The organism is Terasakiella sp. 4MB5A (assembly GCF_050058155.1).
Lineage (GTDB): Bacteria > Pseudomonadota > Alphaproteobacteria > Rhodospirillales > Terasakiellaceae > Terasakiella > Terasakiella halodenitrificans.
The window spans coordinates 2,955,939-2,977,696 of the sequence record NZ_CP188815.1; the positions used below are offsets into that span (position 1 = coordinate 2,955,939).

Sequence of the window (21,758 nt, forward strand, 5' to 3'; positions counted from 1 at the left end):
TTTTCTTTGTTAATCGAGGATAACGTTTTTAAGCAATGTATAGGCTTGGCTGATAATTTTGAAGCGTTCTTCTGCCTCTTTATCGCCGCCATTGGCATCGGGGTGATATTTTTTCACAAGGACTTTATAACGCGATTTCAGTTCCTGCAAGGTCGCATCCGATTTTAAATCCATCAAGGCAAAGGCTTGACGTTCTTCCAAGTTGAACTGGGCATAATCATCTTCAGGCTCGCGTTTAAAGCTGCCATCTTCATTGAAAAAACCAAAATCGTCTTTAAATCCGCCGCCACCGCCCGGATTTTTGCGAAAGGTGCCAAAATTCCAGCTGGGACGATCCCACGTATAATCCTTGCGCATATCGCGTTCGACATCCGCAGAATTCATGCCCTCGTAATAATTCCAGCGCCGATTATATTCGCGCACATGATCAAGGCAAAATAAATGGTAAGATCTTAAATCATCACGGGATTTTGGTGCCTTGAACTCGCCAAAGCCATCGCAATCGGGCCATGCACATCTTGGAGCATCAGGCGCAATTTCAGTTTCCGGTTCTTCCCAGAAACGGCTATTGAAGCGAAGATCATTTTTTAACGACACGTAAATCAAACCCGTTATCGACATTGTTCCATCCCGATATGGGACATAAAGCCGTTTATAACAAGTCGAGGCGTTTTGAAAAAGAGGCAAAAAATATCCGGTGAGACAAATATCACCGGATATTAAAACTTGAGCCTCTTTTAACGTCTTTCGTCTGCCAATGCACGAGCCAGACTAGAAAGTGCTTCCTGATGTTTTTCGTTACGAATCAAGGAAAAATGACGCGACAATTCCAATCCCATGCGTTCGCGTGGATTGGCTTCACGTTGAATTTCACCGCCAACACCATCAAAAAAGAATTCAACCGGTGTATTTAACATACGGGCAATTTCAAACAAACGACCGGCGGAAACACGGTTTACACCCTGTTCATACTTATGTGCCTGCTGATAGGTCACACCGATCCCTTTCGCCAATTCCTGCTGGGTCAGGCCCAACATAATACGACGTTCTCTAATTTTCTCACCGACGAACCGATCGACATCATCCGCTCTTTTTTTGTTTACTATATCCGACATCGGCTTATAGCTCCCATTCTCAAAAACTTTACAATTCAGAACATCCGAATTTTCAAAAGACCCTCAAGTCTAATACTTTTTGTTATACTTCCTTAGTATAGTATTGCAAAAAAGTTATCAAGTCTTACATTCCGTAACCCATAAGTTGAACTACCCCGTACGGGTTAAACACACAAAATCAACCAATTAGTTAAAAAAAGGAATTCTCATGTCCGTTGCAAAAGTGATGATAGAAAAGCTGGAACGCGAATTTTCACCATGTATTCTAGAACTTGAAGACGAATCTTTCCGCCATGCCGGCCATGCGGGAGCCAACCCAGAAGGCGAAAGCCACTTCCAACTTCTAATCGTATCTGACAAGTTTGAGGGGGTTTCACGCGTACAACGTCAACGTATGGTTTATGACGTATTAGCTGTAGAAATGAAAGAGCGCGTTCATGCTCTGGTTTTAAAGACACTTACCCAAAAGGAGTATGATGCGCGCTAAACCTACCACAAATGTAGGTTGGATTGACAATCGTCTTTTTACATTTTATGGTGCACAATACTTCTCATACTTTAGAATGAAGAAGGTCACAATAATAAAAACCGTTGAGAAAAAAATGCTACCATCACTCATTAGCCGCAATGTTGTCGTGTCTGGACAACGCACCAGCTTCAGATTGGAACCGGAAATGTGGTCCGCACTCGATCTGATATGTCAGCAAGAACACACCGATGTCCATTCACTTTGCACATGGATCAGTACGTATAAACCTCGCTCCAACCGCACATCCGCTATTCGGGCATTTATCGTATCCTATTTACGAGCCCAAATTGACGGCGTGCAAACAGATTTGGCACCAGCTAATCAAACTCCTGTTCAAAATCAAGACGAAATGAGCGAAGGCCTGCGCCAACTTTTTCGTGCAGCAGGCTAACGTAATAAAAAACGGCCTGCATGGTGCAGGCCGCAATGTCTATTTTATATGACTTTGGTGCAGGGCATTTTGCTCTGCCTTTTTTTATGCCTCATCACCGACATAATGTTCCGGCCATCGTTCCTTCACCAATGATCCTGCACTGTCCATTGCATGACAGCCATCAATCATCGCCGGACGATCCTTTAAACGTTCTTCCGCAGATTGTGCCTCGCGGCGACGTTTCAGGGCCGGATACAAGGTTTGATAAGTCGCTGTTGCCAGTGGTGCCAACATTTCAACCAAATGCGTACATCCCTTTACGCCACCCAATTTTGCCCGTACATTTTTATTCCATCCTGGACCGATCTGCATACCTTTGAGCACCTCAAAAGCCGGCGTAATGGTATCACAGACATTAAACGGGCTATGATCAATACAAGCCGCCACATCCTGAATAACCATCTCCTCATTCACACTGATGCGCAGTTGCATATTATGAATGGGTTCGCCCGCCTCAATAACCCCACGATCCTGATTGGGAAAAGAATAGGTTTTGGTATCGACCAAATGACCTTCAATATCAAACAAACCGTCTTCACGTTCGTACCCAGTAAACGTAACTTGACGGGTATGCTGATGTGTCCGTTTTGCGGGTGTCGGTAAAGGCATGAAACATTTCCTTTTACTGGGACAAAAAGAGATAGCTGTACGGTTTTGCCATACAGCTATTTCGATATTACAGAGTTTGAATAAGCCCATATAGGGTTGAGGTCAAGCCCCCACGCCATAGCTTTCACCGCCATGGACGTATGTTTCACAGGCTTGCAGGTCTTCTGCCAAGCTTTCCTGAACGGCTTGATAAAGATCACGTTGTGACACCATACCGATGGGTTTTCCCGTTGCATCCACAATCGGCAAGTGACGATATCCTTTCTCCACCATCATTTCCAATGCTTGCGAACTCAGGCAATCACCCGTAATCGTATCTGGATTGCGTGTCATGACATCCCCAACGGTAATCACATCAGGGTCTTGATTTGCACCCATAACTTTACGCATCAAATCGCGTTCCGTTATAATACCAACAAGCCCACCGTCATCCACGACAATAGCAGCCCCAATATTTTCAGCCGTCATCAAAACAGCAACTTCACGAACCGTTTTATCGGCTGTCACTGTTGTGCATCTGCATTCCTTAATAACGTCTGGTACGATCTTTCTTTGCATATATGTTCCTCCCTATGAACAAGAATTTTCCTGAGAAACAGGACGATTTATACGTGGGGAGTGAAAAATACAGTTTCAAATCTTATTTTATAAAGACACTAATTTAAATGTATTTTACCTATGGTAAATCAATCACTATCCGGTGGAAAAACACGGATAGACGTAATCTGATTTCTTTGGCGCGCCCGGATTTCAAAACGAAAACCGAAAAAGTGGAAAATTTGGCCCACTTCAGGAATGCGGCGTGCCTCATGTAACAACAACCCTGCAATGGTTGATGCTTCTTCATCGGGTAAACGCCATTCAAATTCCCGGTTCAAATCACGGATTGTTACAACGCCGTCCACAAGATATGTCCCGTCCGCCTGCTGTTGTACCCCTTCCACCGCGTCATCATGCTCATCTTCAATATCCCCGACAATTTCTTCGAGAATGTCTTCCAATGTCACAATACCCATTACGCTGCCATATTCATCTACCACAACGGCAAAATGCTCCCGACGGGCACGAAAGGCTTGTAATTGCCCTAAAAGCGTTGTTGCTTCAGGAATAAACCAGGTTTTAGAAGCGAGATCTTCAACTTTTAGACCTGTCAATTCCCCTTGCTGTGCCCGAATAGCACGCAACAGGGCTTTTGCATGTAAAATGCCAATAATATTGTCCGGCTCCCCCCGATAAACTGGGATACGGGTAAAGGGACTATCCAGAACCTGTTCAACAATTTCCTCGGCCGGTAGGTTGGCATCAATCATAACCACGGCCTTACGATGTGTCATAATTTCCCCGACCTCAACCTCGTTGAGATCCAGGATACTGTGCAACATTGTGCGTTCCTGACTGATGGCTTCGTCATTTTGCGCATCATGCAAATTAATAGCCCCACGCAGTTCTTCAGCGGACTGCGCACCATCTTCTGATTGCCCGGCCCCAAACAATCGCAAGGTGCCGGCGACAATAAACTGGGTGGTCATGGTAATCGGTGCAAGCAGGTACACTAGCACCTTCATGATAGGGGCAATCGCCAGTGCCATGCGATTTGCATTTTGTATGGCAAAGGTCTTCGGCATAATCTCAGCAAAAATCAAGACGACAACAGTCATCATCAAGGTTGCCCAAACAACCCCTGTCTCGCCAAACATCTGGATCATAACACTGGTTGCCAAAGCAGATGCCAGAATGTTAACCAGATTATTCCCCAGTAAAATTGCACCGATTAAGCGCTCTTTGGAGTCGAGAAGGCGATTAACAATCTTCGCACGGCTATCTTCTCCGCTTTGTTCCAACTGATGCATAAGCGGGCGTGATGCTGCCGTCAACGCCGTTTCCGAACCGGAAAAAAAAGCGGAAAACAAGATCAATAGAAAAATAGCACCTAGAATAATCGTCATTTACATCTTCCTTATAAAAAGGAACCTTCTTATGATTTTGATCGGATTAACAAATCGTCCAGATATTCTTTCAAGGCCAGATCTTCAACATCGCGGCTGAGATAAGCCTGACCGATCCCGCGCACAAGAACAAACATGACCTTACCATCTTTGACTTTTTTGTCTTTCAACATATGTTTCATCAACAATTCTGCCGTCCAATCTTCACACGGCAAAGCGCTTAAATCCACAGGCATATGTAAAGATAAAAGATGTTCTTTCACCCGGATAACATCTTCTTGCGGACACAGGCCTTGGGCAGCACAATATTCAAATGCCATGACCATACCAATGGCAACTGCTTCACCATGCAACAAACCACCATCGTAACCACATTCTTTTTCCAGCGCATGCCCAAAGGTATGCCCCAAATTTAACAAAGCACGTACCCCGCCTTCGCGTTCATCCTGCGCCACAACATCCGCTTTTGCTGCACAACTACGCAAAATGGCTTCACGACGCAAATCCTGATCCCCATCAACCAGTTTTTTACCGTTTTCTTCCAGCCAATTAAAGAAATCCATATTACCCAGCAGGCCATACTTCACAACCTCGGCATATCCCGCTAGTAGTTCGCGCTTAGGCAGACTGTTCAGGCTTTCTGTATCAATTAGCACCAGTCGCGGCTGGTGGAACGCACCGATCAGGTTTTTTCCCGCCTTGGCATTGATGCCTGTCTTGCCGCCGACCGAACTGTCCACTTGTGACAAAAGCGTCGTCGGCACCTGAATGAAATCAATCCCACGCAAAAGCGTACTGGCGGCAAAGCCCGTGATATCGCCAATCACCCCGCCGCCAAGTGCAATCAACGTTGTGCCGCGTTCAATTCCCATCGCGAGAATTTCTTCCAGCAATTGTTCAAAATGCGCCATACTTTTGGTCGCTTCACCTGCCGGTAACGTAACGGCGTCATAGGCAATCCCCGAATCTGTCAGTGACTGCCCCAATCGATCCAGATAAAGCGGCCCCACGTTACTGTCGGTCACGATAATCACGCGCTTTGTTTTTAAAAGCGGTAAAAAATAGCTGCCCGCATCCGACAAAACACCGGGGGCAGCAATAATATCGTAGCTGCGTTCATCAAGGGCGACATGCAATGTCTTTTTATCAATCGTCATGTGTTCGACTCAATTCATCCAAAGTGGCAATCACACGGGCAACCGTGGACTCTTGTGTTTCATCGCGGGTTTCAACCGTAATATCGGCTTCAGCATAAACCGGATAGCGTTCCTCTACCAGTTTGCGCAAAATTTTTGCAGGATTACCCCGATTCAGCAACGGGCGATGTTTACGCCCCGTGGTGCGTTTGATCAGCACCTCCAGATCCGCTTTCAGCCAAAGACTCGTTCCGGTTTTGCCAATCAGTTTACGGGTTTCCTTATTCATAAACGCCCCACCCCCTGTTGCCAAAATGCAAGGTTCGCCTTCCAAAATACGTTTAATGACACGGCGTTCCCCGTCTCGAAAGGCCGCTTCACCGTAAATTTCAAAAATATCGGCGACACAACAGCCTGCCGCTTCTTCGATTTCACGGTCCGCATCTATAAAAGGAACATCGAAATATTGCGCAAGATTACGCCCAATACAGGACTTCCCAGCGCCCATCAACCCCACAAGAACAAGGGATCGACCTTTGGGCAGCTTGAGTTTCATTTGTTGATCTGACACCTTTATCCGTTTCAAAATAGAATTAATTTTAAAATTTGTGCCTACTTTAATTAAGATTTTATATTTTCGTAAGTAGAATTCTTCATCGGCACCGTTGAAACTGTTGAAAGAGACGGTTAGACTGCGCGCAAAGATCGTTATTCACGAAAAGAAAAGAAGACGAAAACCTCCCATGAAGGCATTTTCAAAATTTCTCCTCATCCTTATTCTGCTGGTCCTTGGTGGTGCCGGTGTTTTTCTGGCAACGTGGGATATTCCGGCCCCGACCTCTCCAGTCAGTAAAGCCCTGCCCGATGACCGTTTTCCTCGTTAAATGAACATGCGTTTCTTTCTCAAAGCTACCGTATGCGTTTCCATTCTCATGGGTTCCCTGACCAATGGATATGCACAAGACAACAGTCCCCGTACCTTGTCCCCGCGTAAAATTATGCAGGAAGAACAAGAGACCCCGAACGTCACCCCTGTTCCCATGAAAACCATATCCGGTGGGATCAATGTACGTTCACTGGACAGCGTTGATAAAGAAGCCCTCGGCGTGCTCAGCGGATCACAAGCCTTTCCGGCGGATATGTGGTCTGACAGTGAACGTGCCTTCGTCGAAGCCTTGATCACAGACTTACCAGCGCACCCCTCTGCACCTTATTTGCGCATTCTGCAACGACGCCTGCTCTTAAGTGCAGCCCAACCACCACAAGGCTCACAAACAGACATTTCCCTGCTTGCTTTGCGCGCCCAAAAATTGGCCGATATGGGGCAGATCAAAGATGTGATTTCCTTAATCCGCAGCGCGCCACAGAACGAACGCCAAGACACGCTGCAAATGCAATTGACCGAAGCGCATTTGCTTGATGACAATGTGTCTGAGGCTTGCGCATTGGCTGCCACAGGTTCCAAAGAAAGCAGCGATCCTTTCTGGATCAAAACACTGGCCTTTTGTCGTCTGCTTGCCAAACAAAATGACCGGGCAATGCTGTCCCTTAATTTATTGCGTGACGGCGGTGATAACGATCCTGTTTTCTATCGATTGATGGAAGGCCTGAACGTTGGCGAACGCCCGACCCTTGAGAACCTGCCTGCACCAAAGCCGTTGCAGATTGCCTTAATCAAGGCCAGTCAGGCTATTTTGTCCCGTGATATTCGCAACAGTGACAATCCTTTGATTTTAAGCATGCTGACCAAAGCAGGTGACATTGAGGCCACGCAAAAAGCGGTTGAGCTTAACCTTGCCAGCGCAGATTTCCTGAGAGAAGCTTTCCTGCATGTGAAATTTAGCGACGACGAGCTGGCCAATCCACTGGACAGCGCCGAAAAACTCGACACCTTAAAAGCACAAGCCTTACTCTATCAGGTCAGTTCCCAAGAAGGCCAACTTCCTGTTGTCCAAAGTGAAACCATCGCCTTGGCATTTGAACTCGCCGACAAAGACGGTAATTTTTTCAGCATTGCCCGCCTTTACAGCCCGATGATTGCAAAATTGCCCCATGGTATTGACATGTTATGGTTTGCCCCACAAGCCATGCGCGCCCTGTTAGGGGCTGGTGATTGGGAAAGTGCAAAATCCTGGTATCTGATGCTTCGAAACGCCGCCTTCAGCGATAGTGAAGCCGCCAAACATTGGGTTGCCATCCGCCCATTGGCCGTTTTAGCCGGGTTTGACGTTGCGCCAGAAGCCGTTCATCAAACCTTGACCCACTGGTGGGCCGCACAGGAAAAAATCCCGCAAAGTTATAAAAAAGCAGCTCTTTTATTTTCCATCATCGATGGCATGGGACAAAACATTTCAAATACCTTGTGGCTGGATATGATACAGGGCCCGAAACTTACAAATGGGCAGTCGCCTAAAACAGGTCTTTGGGTTAAAATGAATGAAGCTGCAAGCCAAAACCGTCTCGGTGAAACCGTTCTCATGACTTTACTTGCCTTTAACGGAGCCAAAGCAGGCGAAATGGACAGCACCTTCTTGCATGATGCCTTGGCAGCATTGCGCATGGTTGGTCTGGAACGAGATGCGCGCGCCGTTGCTGTGGAAACTTTTTTACAAACAGGATTTTAGATACTGAACAAGGTCTGCTTATGAAACCGTCGCGTCACATCACTTCGTTTTTACAAATGATGTCCGTTGAACGCGGCGCAGCCCCGAACACATTAGACAGTTATCGACGTGACCTTGAAGGGCTGGAAAGTTTTCTTAAAAGCTTGGCGCAACGTTTGGAAACAGCCTCAACAGAAGATTTACGGCGCTACATCAAGAAAATTCACGACAGTGGATATGCACCGCGCACCGCTGCACGCCGCCTTTCCGCCCTCAAACAATTTTATAAGTTTTTATATGGGGAACGTATTCGCCCGGATGATCCGGCTGCCAATCTAGACAGTCCGAAACAAGGTCGCCCTTTGCCCAAATTTTTAAGTGAAGAAGAAGTCAATCAACTGCTGGAACAATCGCGTTTAAAACAGCAGCCCAAAGATATCCGTCTCTCGGCCATGCTTGATATTTTATACGCTTGCGGCTTGCGAGTATCCGAACTGGTCAGCCTGCCCCTCGCTGCCTTTACCCGTCAATCTGGCATGCTGATTGTCACAGGTAAAGGCAACAAGGAACGCATGGTCCCCATTGCCCAAAAAGCCATTGAGGCAACACAGTTATATCTAAACATCCGGCATGAATTTTTGCGAGATGCACAAGAAAGCCCGTGGCTATTCCCCGCGCCCAGTGCAAAAGAAGGCCACGTGACCCGCGCAACCTTAGATAAGGAATTGCGCCAATTAGCAATCAATGCAGGCATTACAAAAAAAGTATCTGCCCACGTGCTACGTCATTCCTTCGCCAGTCACATGCTGGATCATGATGTTGATTTGCGTTCCCTGCAACAAATGCTGGGACATGCTGATATCTCAACCACAACAATCTATACCCATATGATTGGTGAACGAGAAAAGCAACTGGTGTTAAATAAGCACCCGCTGGCTGCGCTTTTTAATCCAGAAGATGATTAAAAATCATTAGTGGTTGCAAATGTAACTTCTTTTTTCTTTCTCTTGCCAGAAAAAACTTGTGCAACGCCATTTCGCAATGCACAATCGCCGCCAGAAACTAAAAAGCGAACAAATCGCTTTCCTTAAAAACATATGGAAACGTTTAAAAATGACAAAACCTGCAAAGAAATTTTTCGAGCCATTGGCAATCGGTGCCCCGCAACCCTATCGTGAAATCCCGGTTAAACTGGAGCGCATGATTCACTTTTTCCCGCCGCATATCGAAAAAATGCGCGCCCGCGTTCCCGACATGATCTCGCAGGTTGATGTCATCCTTGGTAATCTGGAAGATGCCATCCCGGCTGATATGAAAGAAGAAGCACGCGCAGGCTTCATCGAAGTGGCAAAAAATAACGATTTTGGCAACACTTCCTTATGGACCCGCGTAAACTGCCTAAACTCCCCTTGGTTCCTTGATGATGTTCAGCAAATTGTTGCCGAAGCCGGTGATAAACTGGATGTTCTGATGTTGCCCAAGGTCGAAGGCCCGTGGGATATCCATTACGTCGATCAGCTTTTGGCACAACTGGAAGCAAAACACGGTGTGAAAAAACCGATTATGATCCATGCGATTTTGGAAACCGCCCTCGGTGTAGAACAGGTTTCAGAAATTGCATCCGCTTCGCCGCGCATGCATGGCATGAGCCTCGGTCCGGCTGATTTGGCAGCCTCACGCGGTATGAAAACAACACGCGTTGGCGGAGGTCATCCCTCATACGGTGTTCTGTCGGACGCCACAGAAGACGGTGCAGTTCGCACACATTACCAACAAGATCTGTGGCACTTCACCGTTGCGAAAATGGTCGATGCCTGTCAATCCAATGGTATCAAAGCCTTCTATGGTCCATTCGGTGATTTCTCCGATGATGCCGCTTGCGAAGCCCAGTTCCGCAATGCCTTTTTGCTCGGTTGTGTGGGCGCATGGTCCTTACATCCCAAACAAATCGATATCGCGAAGAATGTTTTCTCCCCGGATATCGACGAAGCCAAATTTGCCCTGCGCATCATCGAAGCCATGCCTGATGGCACGGGCGCCGTTATGATTGATGGTAAAATGCAGGATGATGCAACATGGAAACAGGCCAAGGTTATCGTGGACCTTGCCAAACAGGTTGCCGAAAAAGACCCTGAACTGGCGAAAGCTTACGGGCTTTAAAACTTAAAGTTACTAACATCTTAGAAAGGCTCAAAAGTACAGCAACTTTTGAGCCTTTTTAATTCCTTTTAGTTGATAACCACAATTTAATTGTGCTATTTGACGCACACAATAATAACTCTAAAATTTGGATCTTTCAGCGGGACATGACAATGGGTAACAGTAGCAACCAAACGTCTGTGATAGACTCTTTGCGCAAAGAATTTAAACGCATCCATGAGTTCCGGGAACTTATTCTCCCGTTTACACATTCAGCCCATATCCGCCGCCATCGTGCGAAAATCATCGCAAGTCGAGTCGGATTGATGTCGCTGCTGTTTTCTCTTATGATCCCCTTATGGATCGGAATTGATTATTTTGCCTTTTCCTGGCCAACTTGGGCGATCTTGGCTGTCTTACGGATTGTCTCGGCCATTGTTTTCTTTGTTTTATACATTTTACACAGTTCCTGTAAAACCTTGCCCAATGCCTATCTTCTCTTAGGCGGCATGATGGCCATTCCACCGGTCTTTTATCTTATTTCCCAACCTTTTTTAATGCATGTGGAAACCAATGCTTTTGGTGCCGCCGTCGTCAGCGCCTATGCGTTGCTTCCGTTCATTGTGGTTGCCGGTCTTAGCGTCTTTCCCCTAACCGCATTGGAAGTTTTATTTACCGGCTGCGGTATCATGGTTGTCGTCATGTTGGGGGCGGCCCAACAGGCCGCTTTTGAACTGCAAGATTTCATCACAACCATCTGGCTGATGATCCTTGTAATTGGTGTCTCGATTTTCTCCGGTATGAGCCAGTTACACTATATGATATCGCTGATCAATCAAGCCTCAAAAGACTTGCTGACCGGTGCATTCACCCGTCGTTCCGGCGAAGAATATCTGGACTTGCAATTTCGCATTGCCTCACGCACCGAAGTTCCCTTCAGCATCCTATTTATGGACGTGGATAACTTCAAATCCGTCAATGATGAATTTGGTCATGAACAGGGGGATATGGTTCTCAAACAAGTGGCCGAGGGTCTGCAACGCTGCTTGCGCCGTTCCGACCAACTCATTCGCTGGGGGGGAGAAGAATTTGTAATTTTACTGCCAAACACCTCGGCTGAATTTGTAAAACCCATTTTGAACCGACTAAGTGACGTCACACTTGGCAAGCGTCCGGACGGACGACCGGTCACCATCAGTATCGGCATCAGTGAACTGTCCCTGGACCGTTGCGAAGACTGGATCGAAATGGTTGAAAAAGCGGATCACCGCATGTATGAGGCCAAAAAATCTGGGCGTAACAAAAGCGTTGGTCCGAAGCCAGACCTCAATCTCAATGATATTATCGCTGCATAACAAAGCATTTTAAACATTAAAGTATCTCAAGACTTTGCGGTTGCGCATTGCTGCCCTGCGGGAATTTAAGTTTGCGCCCTTGCTCATAAATTGCTATGACAGGGTAACTTTTTGCATTGCACAATAAATAAAGTAAACTCGAGGTCCCCCCTTTATGTTTGATCTAGTCTCTAAGGCATCTGCGAACGCCCGCATTGATGTCCTGTCCGGCTTGACTGTCGCACTCGCTCTTGTTCCAGAGGCTGTCGCCTTCGCCTTCGTTGCTGGCGTTCATCCTCTCGTCGGTCTATATGCTGCCTTTATGGTCGGCTTAATCACTGCCATTTTCGGGGGCCGCCCCGGTATGATCAGTGGTGCGACGGGTGCTTTAGCCGTTGTCATGGTGGCTTTGGTTGCAGATCATGGCGTAGAATATCTGTTTGCCACTGTCGTTTTGATGGGGATTTTACAGGTCCTCGCCGGTGCCCTTCATTTAGGGAAATTCATTCGCCTTGTTCCTCACCCCGTTATGTTGGGGTTTGTAAATGGGTTAGCGATTGTGATTTTCCTCGCACAACTTGGCCAATTCAAAACTAAAGGCGCAGACGGACAATTACAGTGGATGAGCGGCAATCAACTTTATTTAATGCTCGGCCTTATTCTGGCAACAATGTTGATTATTAAATACTTGCCGAAAATTACCACTTTAATCCCCGCGCCACTGGCCGCCATTGCCGGTATTTCCCTAATCGTCATTTATGGGGGGCTGGATACACGCACAGTGGGCGATATGGCGAGCATTGCCGGTGGATTACCGGAATTTCATATTCCGAGCGTTCCTCTGACATTGGAAACCTTTTATATCATCTTCCCTTACGCCATTGTTTTAGCAGCTATCGGCTTGATCGAGTCCCTGCTGACCCTGACATTGGTGGCAGAACTGACCGAGACACATGGTCGCTCATCCAAAGAATGTCTGGCACAAGGCGCCGCCAATATTGCCACCGGATTTTTCGGCGGTATGGGCGGTTGTGCCATGATCGGGCAGTCCATGATTAACGTGAATTCAGGTGGGCGCGGACGACTGTCAGGAATATCTGCGGCATTGTTCCTGCTTTCCTTTATCCTGTTCGCTTCCCCGCTTATCGAACAAATTCCACTGGCCGCCCTTGTTGGTGTAATGTTCATGGTTGTTGTCGGTACGTTTGAATGGAGTTCATTCAGAATTCTGCACAAAATCCCCCGTACTGATGCGTTTGTCCTAATCCTTGTGTCTGGTGTTACCGTCATTAGCGATCTGGCCATTGCTGTTGTCGTCGGCGTCATTGTATCTGCACTGGTTTTTGCATGGAAAGCCGCCAAACGCGTTGAAGCCACAAGCAAAATCCTGCCCAATGGATCCAAGGTTTATCTGCTGCATGGTCCGTTGTTTTTTGGGTCCATTGCCAGTTTCAAGGAAATCTTCGACCCTAAAAACGACCCGGATGATGTCGTCATTGATTTCGTAGAATCCCGCGTTTGGGATCATTCCGGCCTGGAGGCAATTGATGCATTGGCAGAACGTTATTTGCGTGCCGGAAAACAATTACACCTGCGCCATTTAAGTCCCGACTGTAAAATATTGTTGGAAAAAGCAGGGAGTATGGTTGAAGTCAACGTGATCGAAGACCCCCATTATGGGCTGGTTGTTGACTATCCGGCAGAAAGCGACGGCGTGATCGCCGATCATATCACACCGACGAAATAGTCAAAAAAGAACTAAAAAGCTTGCATTCTCAAAACCGCTGGCGCAAAAAGAGCGCTGGCGGTTTTGTCCGTTTGAGCACCGAACAAATGAACTGTTTTTTGGGGTTTCCATGCATACCTATCTCGATTTCGAAAAGCCGATTGCCGAACTGGAAGGCAAAATCAAGGAATTGCGCCATGTCAGCGCGTCTGGCGAGGAAATCAATATTGCCGATGAAATCGGTCGCCTGCAAAACAAGGTGGAAAAACTCCTGCAAAACACCTATAGCAAGCTGACACCGTGGCAGAAGACACTGGTGGCTCGCCACCCGGAACGTCCCCACACCGTGAACTACATTGAAAATCTGATTGAAGATTTCACCCCGTTGGCCGGTGATCGACTATACGGCGAAGATTGCGCCATTATCGGGGGCTTGGGTCGTTTTGAAGGTCACAGCGTTGTCGTCATGGGCCATGAAAAAGGCCACACCACCGAAACCCGTGTAAAACACAATTTCGGCATGGCGCGCCCCGAAGGTTATCGTAAAGCCCAACGTCTGATGGATATGGCAGAACGTTTTAACTTGCCGATCGTGACATTCGTCGATACCGCAGGGGCATTTCCCGGTGCAGATGCCGAAGAACGCGGTCAGTCCGAAGCGATTGCCCGTTCCATTGAAAAATGTCTTCAAGTCAAAGTTCCTTTCACCTCCATCGTCATTGGTGAAGGTGGGTCCGGCGGCGCAATCGCCATTGCCTGTGGCAACGATGTCTTCATGCTGGAACATTCCGTTTATTCTGTTATTTCACCTGAGGGCTGCGCCTCTATTTTGTGGCGCTCCAACGATTATACGGAATCGGCAGCCGATGCGCTGAACATCACAGCACAAGATTTACACCGTCTTGGCGTTATTGATGATGTAATCCCAGAACCTCTGGGTGGCGCACATCGCAGCTATGAAACGACATTTGCGTCTGTCCGTAGCGTTTTGGCGAACTCAATTCGTCAACAATTGCAGCATGACGGCGGTGTTCTTAAAGCAAAACGTCGCGAGAAATTTCTTGCGATGGGTCGCCTCAGCGCCGCTTAAGATTAGAATATTAAGACAAAGAAAAAGGCTTGAGAGGATAACCGCTCAAGCCTTTTTCTTTGTTATCTGTTTTGCATAATCGGCTATAAGTCAGCCCCGATGGCCTGTGTAATATTGGTATATCCATCGACCATCAAACGTTCGACCAGCCCTCGGTTAATCTCCCCAACCAATTCCAGCCCATCATAAATCAAAGCAGAATAAAGCTGGACCAGGGATGCACCAGCGCGGATTTTCTCATAAGCCTGATCGGCATTGGAAATCCCGCCAACACCAATCAAAGGAATACGGCCATCCACAATTTTGGCAATTTCTTTCAAAACCTGCGTTGAAGGTTCAAACAAGGGTTGCCCGCTCAAACCACCGCCTTCGCCTTTATGTTCACTGCGCAGACTATCCGGACGTTCAATTGTGGTGTTGGAAACAATCATCCCATCAATGCCGGTTTCCAACGCAACGTCGACGATATCCGCCTTATCCTCATCCGTCAGATCAGGAGCAACTTTCAGCAATAACGGGGCTTTACCTGTCTCAACAACTTCATTGCGCGCGATCAAAACGGCCTTCAACAATTCGGCCAGTTGATCTTTACTTTGCAAGGCGCGCAGACCCGGCGTGTTGGGTGAGGAAACATTAACCACCAGATAATCAGAGAGCGGCGCCAACGCACGCGTCCCTACAACATAATCAGAAACCGCATCTTCCTGCATTTTGTTTTTACCAAGGTTCGCCCCGACAATACCTTTGCGCTGGCGTTTTTTAAGGCGTTCAGCAACCGCATATAGTCCTTGGTTGTTAAACCCCATACGGTTAATCACCGCCTTGTCTTCCAACAGGCGGAACAAGCGTGGTTGCGGGTTTCCGGGCTGTGCACGCGGTGTGACAGAACCAATTTCCGTAAAACCGAATCCTTGTTTTAGAATCGCATCCGGCACCTCGGCATTTTTATCAAATCCTGCCGCCAATCCGGTCGGGTTATAAAAATCCAGCCCCCAAATGGTTTGATTGAGGATCGGATCGGTTACAGGCGGTGTTTTCGGCATCATGCCGCTTTTCAATGCTTTTATGGCAATGCCGTGCAATGTCTCCGGCGACAATTTATACAACATTGGTGCAGCAAGTTTGTACAGACCCATTTTCGTCTCCCCCTCGGTGAGCATGAATTGACCTGCGGGAACTTATCTAAATCTGCCAAGAAGAGCAATGCTTATCCCTTACGCCAATCTTGCGCCAATTTCTCGGCCTGTTCGCGATCAAACTTGCTCATGCGTCGATCCAGTTCAACCAAGGCGGCAGAAGGATCAAATCTTTCATTTTCTTGACGTACCAGTAACGCATTACGATTGGCGAGCAAGAACCATTTATAAGCTTCGATAAAATCAGACTTGCGTTCCCAACCATCACGGTAAGATACCCCCATGAAGAATTGCGCACGCACATCCCCTTTTGCCGCCGCCAATCGAAACCATTTCATGGCTTCAGCGAGATTATTTTCCACGCCCAAGCCACTCATATACAGTTGGGCGAGTTTATATTGCGCCCCGGCATGCTGGCCTTTTGTTGCCGCCACACGGTACCATTTCTGCGCATTTAAATAATCGGTGCGGTCTTTTTCGTAATATAGGCCGAGCTGATATTGGGCTTCGGGGTTTCCTTGCACGGCCTGCTTGCGCCAGTTTTGCACCTGCGCCCCGCGATCCACCACAACCTGAGCAATTTCAGCCTCTTTTTCCCAGTTTTTTCCGATCGTATAGCCCACAGCTGTGACAATCGTCAAAAGCAGTGCAAAAAGGTACAGATTCCGTTTCATTCGTTTCTTGCCGCCTATTGTGCCTGAACATTTACCAAAGCTTTTTCCCTTTTTAACAACTTGTCCTCATTTTCGTCACAAAAAAACGATAAATCGCTATCGGAAAGTGAAAGCGCGTTTGCAATGGCGATAATGAAAAGCTATGTTAGCGCAACAATTTTGATTTTTTTTGGGAATATGTGCCGTGGCTGAAGATGATGCTTCCGTAAGCAATCTGTTTAAAGAAATTGACGAAGAATTGCGTCAGGACAAAGCGACAATGCTTTGGAAACAATATGGCAATACATTAATCGGGGCAATTGTCGCCGTTGTCATTTGTGTTGCCGGGTATGAAGGCTGGAAAGCTTATGATCTAAGCCAGCGCGAAGACGTAAGTGCAAAATACGCAAGTGCACTTGATCTTGCCCAGCAACAAAACTTCACAGAAGCCGATAAAGCTTTCAAAGCTTTGTCTTCGCAAAGTGGCAGCGGTTACGCCACATTGGCACGTATGCAGGAAGCTGCGTTGCTCGCGGATCAAGGCAAGCATAAAGAAGCAGCTGAACAATATTTCCTGATCGCACAAAATGGCGAACTGGACTCGGTCTTTCGTGATATGGCCCTGATTCTGGGTGCCATGAATGGTCTGGACAATATGGATGCTGCCGAGATTTCTCGCCGCCTGCAACCCTTGGTCGGCGGAACAAACCCTTGGCGCCATAGCGCAACTGAATTGCAAGCCTTTGCAGAAGCCAAAGCAGGCAACAAGGCAAAAGCCCTTGAGCTGGTTACCAATCTGGCAGAAGACGCCAGTGCACCAGCAGGCATGCGCCAACGTGCGGCTGAATTTGCAAAAGCGTACACTGACTAATTAGAGTCCACGGATCGAGATGTAATGAAACAACCGGAGACACCGAACATGATGCGCCGTTTTTTGATGGCTGGACTTTGTGTCCTCTCCCTCAGTGCTTGTGACACCTGGCTGGGTGAAAAGGAAGCTCCGCCTCTGCCGGGTGAGCGAATTTCTGTTTTGTTGCATGAACGCACCCTTGATCCAGACCCGGAAACAGCCGCAAAAGAAATTTTGCTGCCGCCCCCCTCCCCCAATATGGAATGGCCACAAGCTGGTGGTTTTGCCAATCACGCTATGCACCATATCGAAGTGGCACCTAATCTGCGCCGGATATGGCGAACCAGCATTGGGTCCGGATCTGATGATTCCGAACGAATCGTTGCCCAGCCGATTGTTGCAGACGGCAAAATTTTCACTGTCGATTCAGAAAACCTCGTCAGTGCTTTCAACGCTGAGACGGGTCGACGCCTTTGGGAATTGGAACTCACGCCGGAACATGAAGACGATGGTCATATCAGTGGTGGCCTAGCCTATGAAAACGGGCGTCTTTATGTCGCCACCGGATTTGCCCTTGTTTTTGGTATTGAAGCCAACACCGGAAAAACCATTTGGGTTTCCAAGGCCGATGCACCGATGCGTGCGGCACCGACCGCACGGGGCAACCGTTTGTTTGTGATTACATTAAACAACGAACTGATTGCCTTTGATGGTCGTAACGGTGACAAGATCTGGAACTATAAAGGCATTAGCGAAACAGCCAGCATTCTGGGCGGTGCAAGTCCTGCGGTGGATCAAGGTGTTGTCGTTGCCGCATTTTCATCCGGTGACATCGTGGCCCTGAAAGTGGAAAATGGAAATCAGGTTTGGGCGGATAGCCTCACAGGGGGCAAACGCCTTGATGCCGTCTCTGCCTTAACCGCCATTCGCGGGCGTCCTGTTATTGACAGGGGGCGTGTTTACGCAATTTCCAACTCCGGCAGCTTCACCGCCATTGACTTAGCAAGCGGACGGCGCTATTGGTCCAAGGAACTCTCCAGTCAGGAAACACCTTGGATTGCCGGTGACTATCTTTATGTTGTTACACCGGACTCCGAACTTGTCTGTGTCAGCCGTTACAATGGTCGCATTCATTGGGTCACACAACTTCCCCGTTGGGAGGACCCGGAAGAGCGCACAGGAAACCTGACGTGGAGTGCACCGATTCTGGTTTCCAACCGACTGATCGTTGCCGGCAGTAACGAAGAGGCCTATTCTGTTTCGCCTTATACAGGTGAAATATTAGGCAAGGTGGACATGCCGGATAAGATTATTGTACCGCCGCTGGCAGCTAACGGGGCCTTATACTTCCTGTCGGACGATGCGGATCTGGTTGCTTATCGCTAAAACGTTGCGAAACGTTTGGCTCATTTAGGATAGAAAGAAATGCCCTTTACCGTGGCAATCGTTGGTCGACCCAATGTTGGGAAATCGACCCTTTTCAACCGTCTTGTCGGCAAAAAACTGGCAATTGTAGACGATACCCCCGGCGTTACCCGTGACCGACGCGAAGGAACAGGTCGTATTGGTGACCTTGAATTCAAAGTCATCGACACCGCCGGTCTAGAAGAAGCTTTCGATGATTCATTGGAAGCCCGTATGCGCGAACAAACCGAACACGCATTGGATGAAGCCGACATCACATTGTTTATGATTGATGCGCGCGCCGGTATTACACCGCTGGACAGCCACTTTGCCGATTGGCTGCGCGGACGTGATAATCCGGTGATTTTGCTCGCCAATAAGTGCGAAGGCAGTGCGGCTGATAACGGAATTTATGAATCATATGGCCTTGGCCTTGGGGAACCTTTTCCTTTTTCAGCCGAACATGGCGTCGGAATGAATAATGTCTATGATGCCATTCAACCGGCTTACGATAAATGGATGGAAGAAAACGCCGCCCTGATCGAAGAAGAAAAACTGTTGGCCCAAGTGCAAACCCGCACGATCATCAATGAAGAAGGTGAGGAAATCGAAGAAATCGACACCTCTAAATCACCTTTGCAGATTGCCATTGTCGGTCGCCCAAATGTTGGCAAGTCAACCTTGATCAACCATTTCTTAGGGACAGAACGCCTCCTGACCGGGCCAGAAGCCGGGATCACACGCGATTCCATTGCACTGGATTTTGAAGTTGACGGTCGTAAAATCAAACTGATTGATACAGCAGGTATGCGCCGACGTACGAAAGTAAACGAAAAAGTTGAAACGCTGTCCGCTGCGGACTCGCGTCGTGCCATTCGTTTTGCACAAGTAGTTTGTCTGGTACTTGATTCTTCCCTCATGCTGGAAAAACAAGACCTGACGATCGCCAAAGAAACCATTGATGAAGGCCGTGCCCTGATTATTGTGTGTAATAAATGGGACGCTGTCAAAGACCGCAAAGAACAGTTACAAAAACTCGCCGACCGTATGGAAACCTCCATGCCACAGGTTCGCGGTATTCCGATTGTCACACTCTCTGCCAAAACAGGACGTGGGACGGACAAATTGTTCCCTGCGATTTTCCAACTTTATGAAAACTGGAACATTCGTGTCCCCACCGGGAAATTAAACCGTTGGCTGGAACAAATGACAGAAGCACACCCGCCGCCTTTGGCCCAAGGCCGTCGCCTGCGGTTGCGTTATATGACCCAAGCCAAGACACGTCCGCCAACCTTTGTGATTTTCGCCAACAAACCCGGTGATTTGCCCGGATCGTATCTGCGCTACATCGCCAATGGCATTCGCGAAGATTTCGGCATTGATGGCGTTCCCATCCGGGTCATGATGCGTAAAGGGGAAAACCCTTACGAGAGCAAAAAGAAAAAACGCTAATCCCAAAAGGGCTTCTGTTTACAAGAAGCCCTTTTTTGTTATTTTAAATAAAATAATATAAAGGGGCATGCGATATGGTCGCGCTACGCGAAAGACTACGCAATCTATATTATGGCGATTCAAGGTCCGCATTGTATTTTCGATACGGTCTTTTGATCTTCGATGTTGTCACGATCGCCTTTTTCATCGTTGCCTCCATGATCGAACATGACGATACATTTCTTATTGCCGATTATTCTATCGCTTTTATTTTAATAATAGATTATTTCGCACGTATGGCTGCGGCAAATTCACCATGGCGCTTTATCATTCGCCCAATGAATTTGGCTGACCTTGTTGTAATCGGCACCTTGCTTGCACCACTATTTATCGAGAATTTTGCGTTCTTGCGTATTGTGCGCGCCCTGCGTTTACTACGTTCATACCATGTTCTGAAAGATTTCCGAGATCAATTCACCTTCTTTCGTGAAAATGAACAGGTGTTGATGAGTATCTTGAACCTAATTGTGTTCATTTTCTTTGTAACCGCACTGGTTTATGTCTTTGAAGTGGATCAGAACGAACAAATCAATACCTATATTGATGCTCTCTATTTCACAGTAACGACCCTGACGACCACAGGATTTGGCGACATTACACTGGAAGGACCATTTGGCCGCCTTCTCAGTGTTGTCATTATGGTGTTCGGAATTTCTCTGTTCTTACGCCTTGTACAAACAATTTTCCGTCCCTCCAAAGTCAACCATACATGCCCGACCTGCGGTTTAACACGTCACGAACCGGATGCCGTTCATTGCAAACACTGTGGTGAGATTTTGAAAATCAAGAATGATGGTGATGTCATATGATTCAGATTATTTCACTTTAGGAAATGATCCATTCCCTTTTTGATGTATTTTAAACATTCTAAAAAGACGATAGATTGTCGCAGAAAATCATATTGAATAGGTTTACCCAATCATGCCCAATCCCCTGTTTGCGTCCACACATCATCCCATCAAGGTTTACTGGTCACCCCTTTCAGGCCATGCTCATCGGGTTACTCTTTTTCTATCCTTGCTGGATATTCCGTTTGAAACCGTCCTCGTTAATTTAAAAAAAGGGGAACATAAAGAAGTCGCTTACCTTGAAAAGCATCCCTTTGGGCAAGTTCCCATGATTGATGACAATGGCACCCTGATTTGGGATTCCAACGCCATCCTGATTTATTTGGCGAAAAAATATGATGGGGACAATAAATGGCTACCGGAAAGTCCGATTGAAGCCGCACAAGTCCAGCAATGGTTAAGCGTGGCTGCAAATCAGCTTTATAACGGTCCGGCAACAGCACGTGTCATCAAATTACTGGGGCGCGATCTGGATTATGATCTGGCACTTGCCGTCAGTAAAAAACTGTTGCGCGTTCTGGAAAATGAACTTGAAAGCCGTGCCTTTTTAATTGGAGAAACCCCCAGCTTGGCCGATATCGCCCTGTACAGCTATACCTTCCTCGCACCTGAGGGCGAAATTGACCTCACACCTTATAAACACATCAATGCATGGCTAAACCGGATCGAGGCCTTAGAAGGCTTCCTTGCCATGCAATTGACACCGAAAGCTTAAC

The 21,758-nt window shown here is 47.4% G+C and carries 23 protein-coding genes; 14 read left to right on the top strand and 9 right to left on the bottom strand.

What is annotated here, in order from left to right; genetic code table 11:
* Nucleotides 1-9: 9 nt before the first annotated feature.
* Nucleotides 10-621: a J domain-containing protein gene (locus ACI0FF_RS13935; protein WP_419797401.1), complete on the bottom strand. Its 612-nt coding sequence runs from the start codon at nucleotides 619-621 to the stop codon at nucleotides 10-12.
* Between the two features lie 116 nt (nucleotides 622-737).
* Nucleotides 738-1,115, bottom strand: coding sequence for a helix-turn-helix domain-containing protein (locus ACI0FF_RS13940; protein ID WP_419797402.1), 378 nt, complete (start codon nucleotides 1,113-1,115; stop codon nucleotides 738-740).
* A 208-nt stretch (nucleotides 1,116-1,323) separates the two neighbouring features.
* On the opposite strand from ACI0FF_RS13940, the gene ACI0FF_RS13945 reads away from it, so the two are divergent.
* Together ACI0FF_RS13945 and ACI0FF_RS13950 are read left to right on the top strand one after the other, a co-directional pair.
* Nucleotides 1,324-1,602 (top strand): BolA family protein, encoded by a 279-nt coding sequence (locus ACI0FF_RS13945; protein ID WP_419797403.1) that lies wholly within the window; start codon nucleotides 1,324-1,326, stop codon nucleotides 1,600-1,602.
* Nucleotides 1,603-1,717: 115 nt separating this feature from the next.
* Nucleotides 1,718-2,035 (top strand): ribbon-helix-helix domain-containing protein, encoded by a 318-nt coding sequence (locus ACI0FF_RS13950; RefSeq protein ID WP_419797404.1) that lies wholly within the window; start codon nucleotides 1,718-1,720, stop codon nucleotides 2,033-2,035.
* Nucleotides 2,036-2,119: 84 nt separating this feature from the next.
* Here the strand turns inward: ACI0FF_RS13950 and ACI0FF_RS13955 are convergent, their stop codons facing one another.
* The 5 genes from ACI0FF_RS13955 to ACI0FF_RS13975 form a co-directional block, all read right to left on the bottom strand.
* Nucleotides 2,120-2,686, bottom strand: coding sequence for a DUF2889 domain-containing protein (locus ACI0FF_RS13955; RefSeq protein WP_419797405.1), 567 nt, complete (start codon nucleotides 2,684-2,686; stop codon nucleotides 2,120-2,122).
* Nucleotides 2,687-2,788: 102 nt separating this feature from the next.
* Nucleotides 2,789-3,244, bottom strand: coding sequence for a CBS domain-containing protein (locus ACI0FF_RS13960; RefSeq protein ID WP_419797406.1), 456 nt, complete (start codon nucleotides 3,242-3,244; stop codon nucleotides 2,789-2,791).
* A gap of 128 nt (nucleotides 3,245-3,372) precedes the next feature.
* The gene (locus tag ACI0FF_RS13965) at nucleotides 3,373-4,632 is read right to left on the bottom strand and encodes an HlyC/CorC family transporter (RefSeq protein ID WP_419797407.1); all 1,260 of its coding nucleotides are present in this window, start codon (nucleotides 4,630-4,632) and stop codon (nucleotides 3,373-3,375) included.
* 29 nt (nucleotides 4,633-4,661) lie between these two features.
* Entirely contained in the window at nucleotides 4,662-5,789 is a 1,128-nt protein-coding gene (gene aroB, locus ACI0FF_RS13970; RefSeq protein ID WP_419797408.1) for a 3-dehydroquinate synthase, read from the bottom strand.
* Complete coding sequence (locus ACI0FF_RS13975; protein WP_419797409.1) at nucleotides 5,779-6,324, bottom strand: shikimate kinase; 546 nt, start codon at nucleotides 6,322-6,324, stop codon at nucleotides 5,779-5,781. Before ACI0FF_RS13975 ends, aroB begins: the two co-directional genes overlap by 11 nt.
* A 187-nt stretch (nucleotides 6,325-6,511) precedes the next feature.
* Here ACI0FF_RS13975 and ACI0FF_RS13980 point away from each other — a divergent pair, with 187 nt between their 5' ends.
* From ACI0FF_RS13980 to ACI0FF_RS14010, 7 genes are all read left to right on the top strand, one after another.
* Nucleotides 6,512-6,652 (top strand): hypothetical protein, encoded by a 141-nt coding sequence (locus ACI0FF_RS13980; protein WP_419797410.1) that lies wholly within the window; start codon nucleotides 6,512-6,514, stop codon nucleotides 6,650-6,652.
* A 48-nt stretch (nucleotides 6,653-6,700) separates the two neighbouring features.
* On the top strand, nucleotides 6,701-8,392 hold the full coding sequence (locus ACI0FF_RS13985; RefSeq protein ID WP_419797411.1) for a hypothetical protein: 1,692 nt from the start codon (nucleotides 6,701-6,703) through the stop codon (nucleotides 8,390-8,392).
* Between the two features lie 20 nt (nucleotides 8,393-8,412).
* On the top strand, nucleotides 8,413-9,336 hold the full coding sequence (locus ACI0FF_RS13990; protein WP_419797412.1) for a site-specific tyrosine recombinase XerD: 924 nt from the start codon (nucleotides 8,413-8,415) through the stop codon (nucleotides 9,334-9,336).
* 148 nt (nucleotides 9,337-9,484) lie between these two features.
* Nucleotides 9,485-10,531 carry an HpcH/HpaI aldolase/citrate lyase family protein gene (locus tag ACI0FF_RS13995; RefSeq protein WP_419797413.1) on the top strand — a complete coding sequence of 349 codons (1,047 nt, stop codon included), beginning with the start codon at nucleotides 9,485-9,487 and terminating at the stop codon, nucleotides 10,529-10,531.
* A gap of 152 nt (nucleotides 10,532-10,683) precedes the next feature.
* Entirely contained in the window at nucleotides 10,684-11,865 is a 1,182-nt protein-coding gene (locus ACI0FF_RS14000; protein ID WP_419797414.1) for a diguanylate cyclase, read from the top strand.
* Nucleotides 11,866-12,019: 154 nt separating this feature from the next.
* Nucleotides 12,020-13,591, top strand: coding sequence for a SulP family inorganic anion transporter (locus ACI0FF_RS14005; protein ID WP_419797415.1), 1,572 nt, complete (start codon nucleotides 12,020-12,022; stop codon nucleotides 13,589-13,591).
* 109 nt (nucleotides 13,592-13,700) lie between these two features.
* Nucleotides 13,701-14,660, top strand: a complete 960-nt coding sequence (locus ACI0FF_RS14010; protein WP_419797416.1) for an acetyl-CoA carboxylase carboxyltransferase subunit alpha — start codon at nucleotides 13,701-13,703, stop codon at nucleotides 14,658-14,660.
* Nucleotides 14,661-14,743: 83 nt separating this feature from the next.
* Here the strand turns inward: ACI0FF_RS14010 and ACI0FF_RS14015 are convergent, their stop codons facing one another.
* Together ACI0FF_RS14015 and ACI0FF_RS14020 are read right to left on the bottom strand one after the other, a co-directional pair.
* Nucleotides 14,744-15,796 (bottom strand): quinone-dependent dihydroorotate dehydrogenase, encoded by a 1,053-nt coding sequence (locus ACI0FF_RS14015; protein WP_419797417.1) that lies wholly within the window; start codon nucleotides 15,794-15,796, stop codon nucleotides 14,744-14,746.
* A gap of 71 nt (nucleotides 15,797-15,867) precedes the next feature.
* On the bottom strand, nucleotides 15,868-16,470 hold the full coding sequence (locus ACI0FF_RS14020; protein ID WP_419797418.1) for a tetratricopeptide repeat protein: 603 nt from the start codon (nucleotides 16,468-16,470) through the stop codon (nucleotides 15,868-15,870).
* Nucleotides 16,471-16,654: 184 nt separating this feature from the next.
* Here ACI0FF_RS14020 and ACI0FF_RS14025 point away from each other — a divergent pair, with 184 nt between their 5' ends.
* The 5 genes from ACI0FF_RS14025 (at nucleotide 16,655) to ACI0FF_RS14045 (ending at nucleotide 21,757) form a co-directional block, all read left to right on the top strand.
* Nucleotides 16,655-17,320 carry a tetratricopeptide repeat protein gene (locus ACI0FF_RS14025; RefSeq protein ID WP_419797419.1) on the top strand — a complete coding sequence of 222 codons (666 nt, stop codon included), beginning with the start codon at nucleotides 16,655-16,657 and terminating at the stop codon, nucleotides 17,318-17,320.
* A 24-nt stretch (nucleotides 17,321-17,344) separates the two neighbouring features.
* A complete protein-coding gene (locus ACI0FF_RS14030; protein ID WP_419797420.1) occupies nucleotides 17,345-18,685 on the top strand; it encodes a PQQ-binding-like beta-propeller repeat protein in 1,341 nt (446 codons plus the stop codon).
* A 39-nt stretch (nucleotides 18,686-18,724) separates the two neighbouring features.
* Nucleotides 18,725-20,155 carry a ribosome biogenesis GTPase Der gene (der, locus tag ACI0FF_RS14035; protein WP_188661841.1) on the top strand — a complete coding sequence of 477 codons (1,431 nt, stop codon included), beginning with the start codon at nucleotides 18,725-18,727 and terminating at the stop codon, nucleotides 20,153-20,155.
* A gap of 74 nt (nucleotides 20,156-20,229) precedes the next feature.
* Nucleotides 20,230-21,003 (top strand): potassium channel family protein, encoded by a 774-nt coding sequence (locus ACI0FF_RS14040; protein WP_419797421.1) that lies wholly within the window; start codon nucleotides 20,230-20,232, stop codon nucleotides 21,001-21,003.
* 112 nt (nucleotides 21,004-21,115) lie between these two features.
* A complete protein-coding gene (locus ACI0FF_RS14045) occupies nucleotides 21,116-21,757 on the top strand; it encodes a glutathione S-transferase family protein (protein WP_419797422.1) in 642 nt (213 codons plus the stop codon).
* Nucleotide 21,758: the final 1 nt, after the last annotated feature.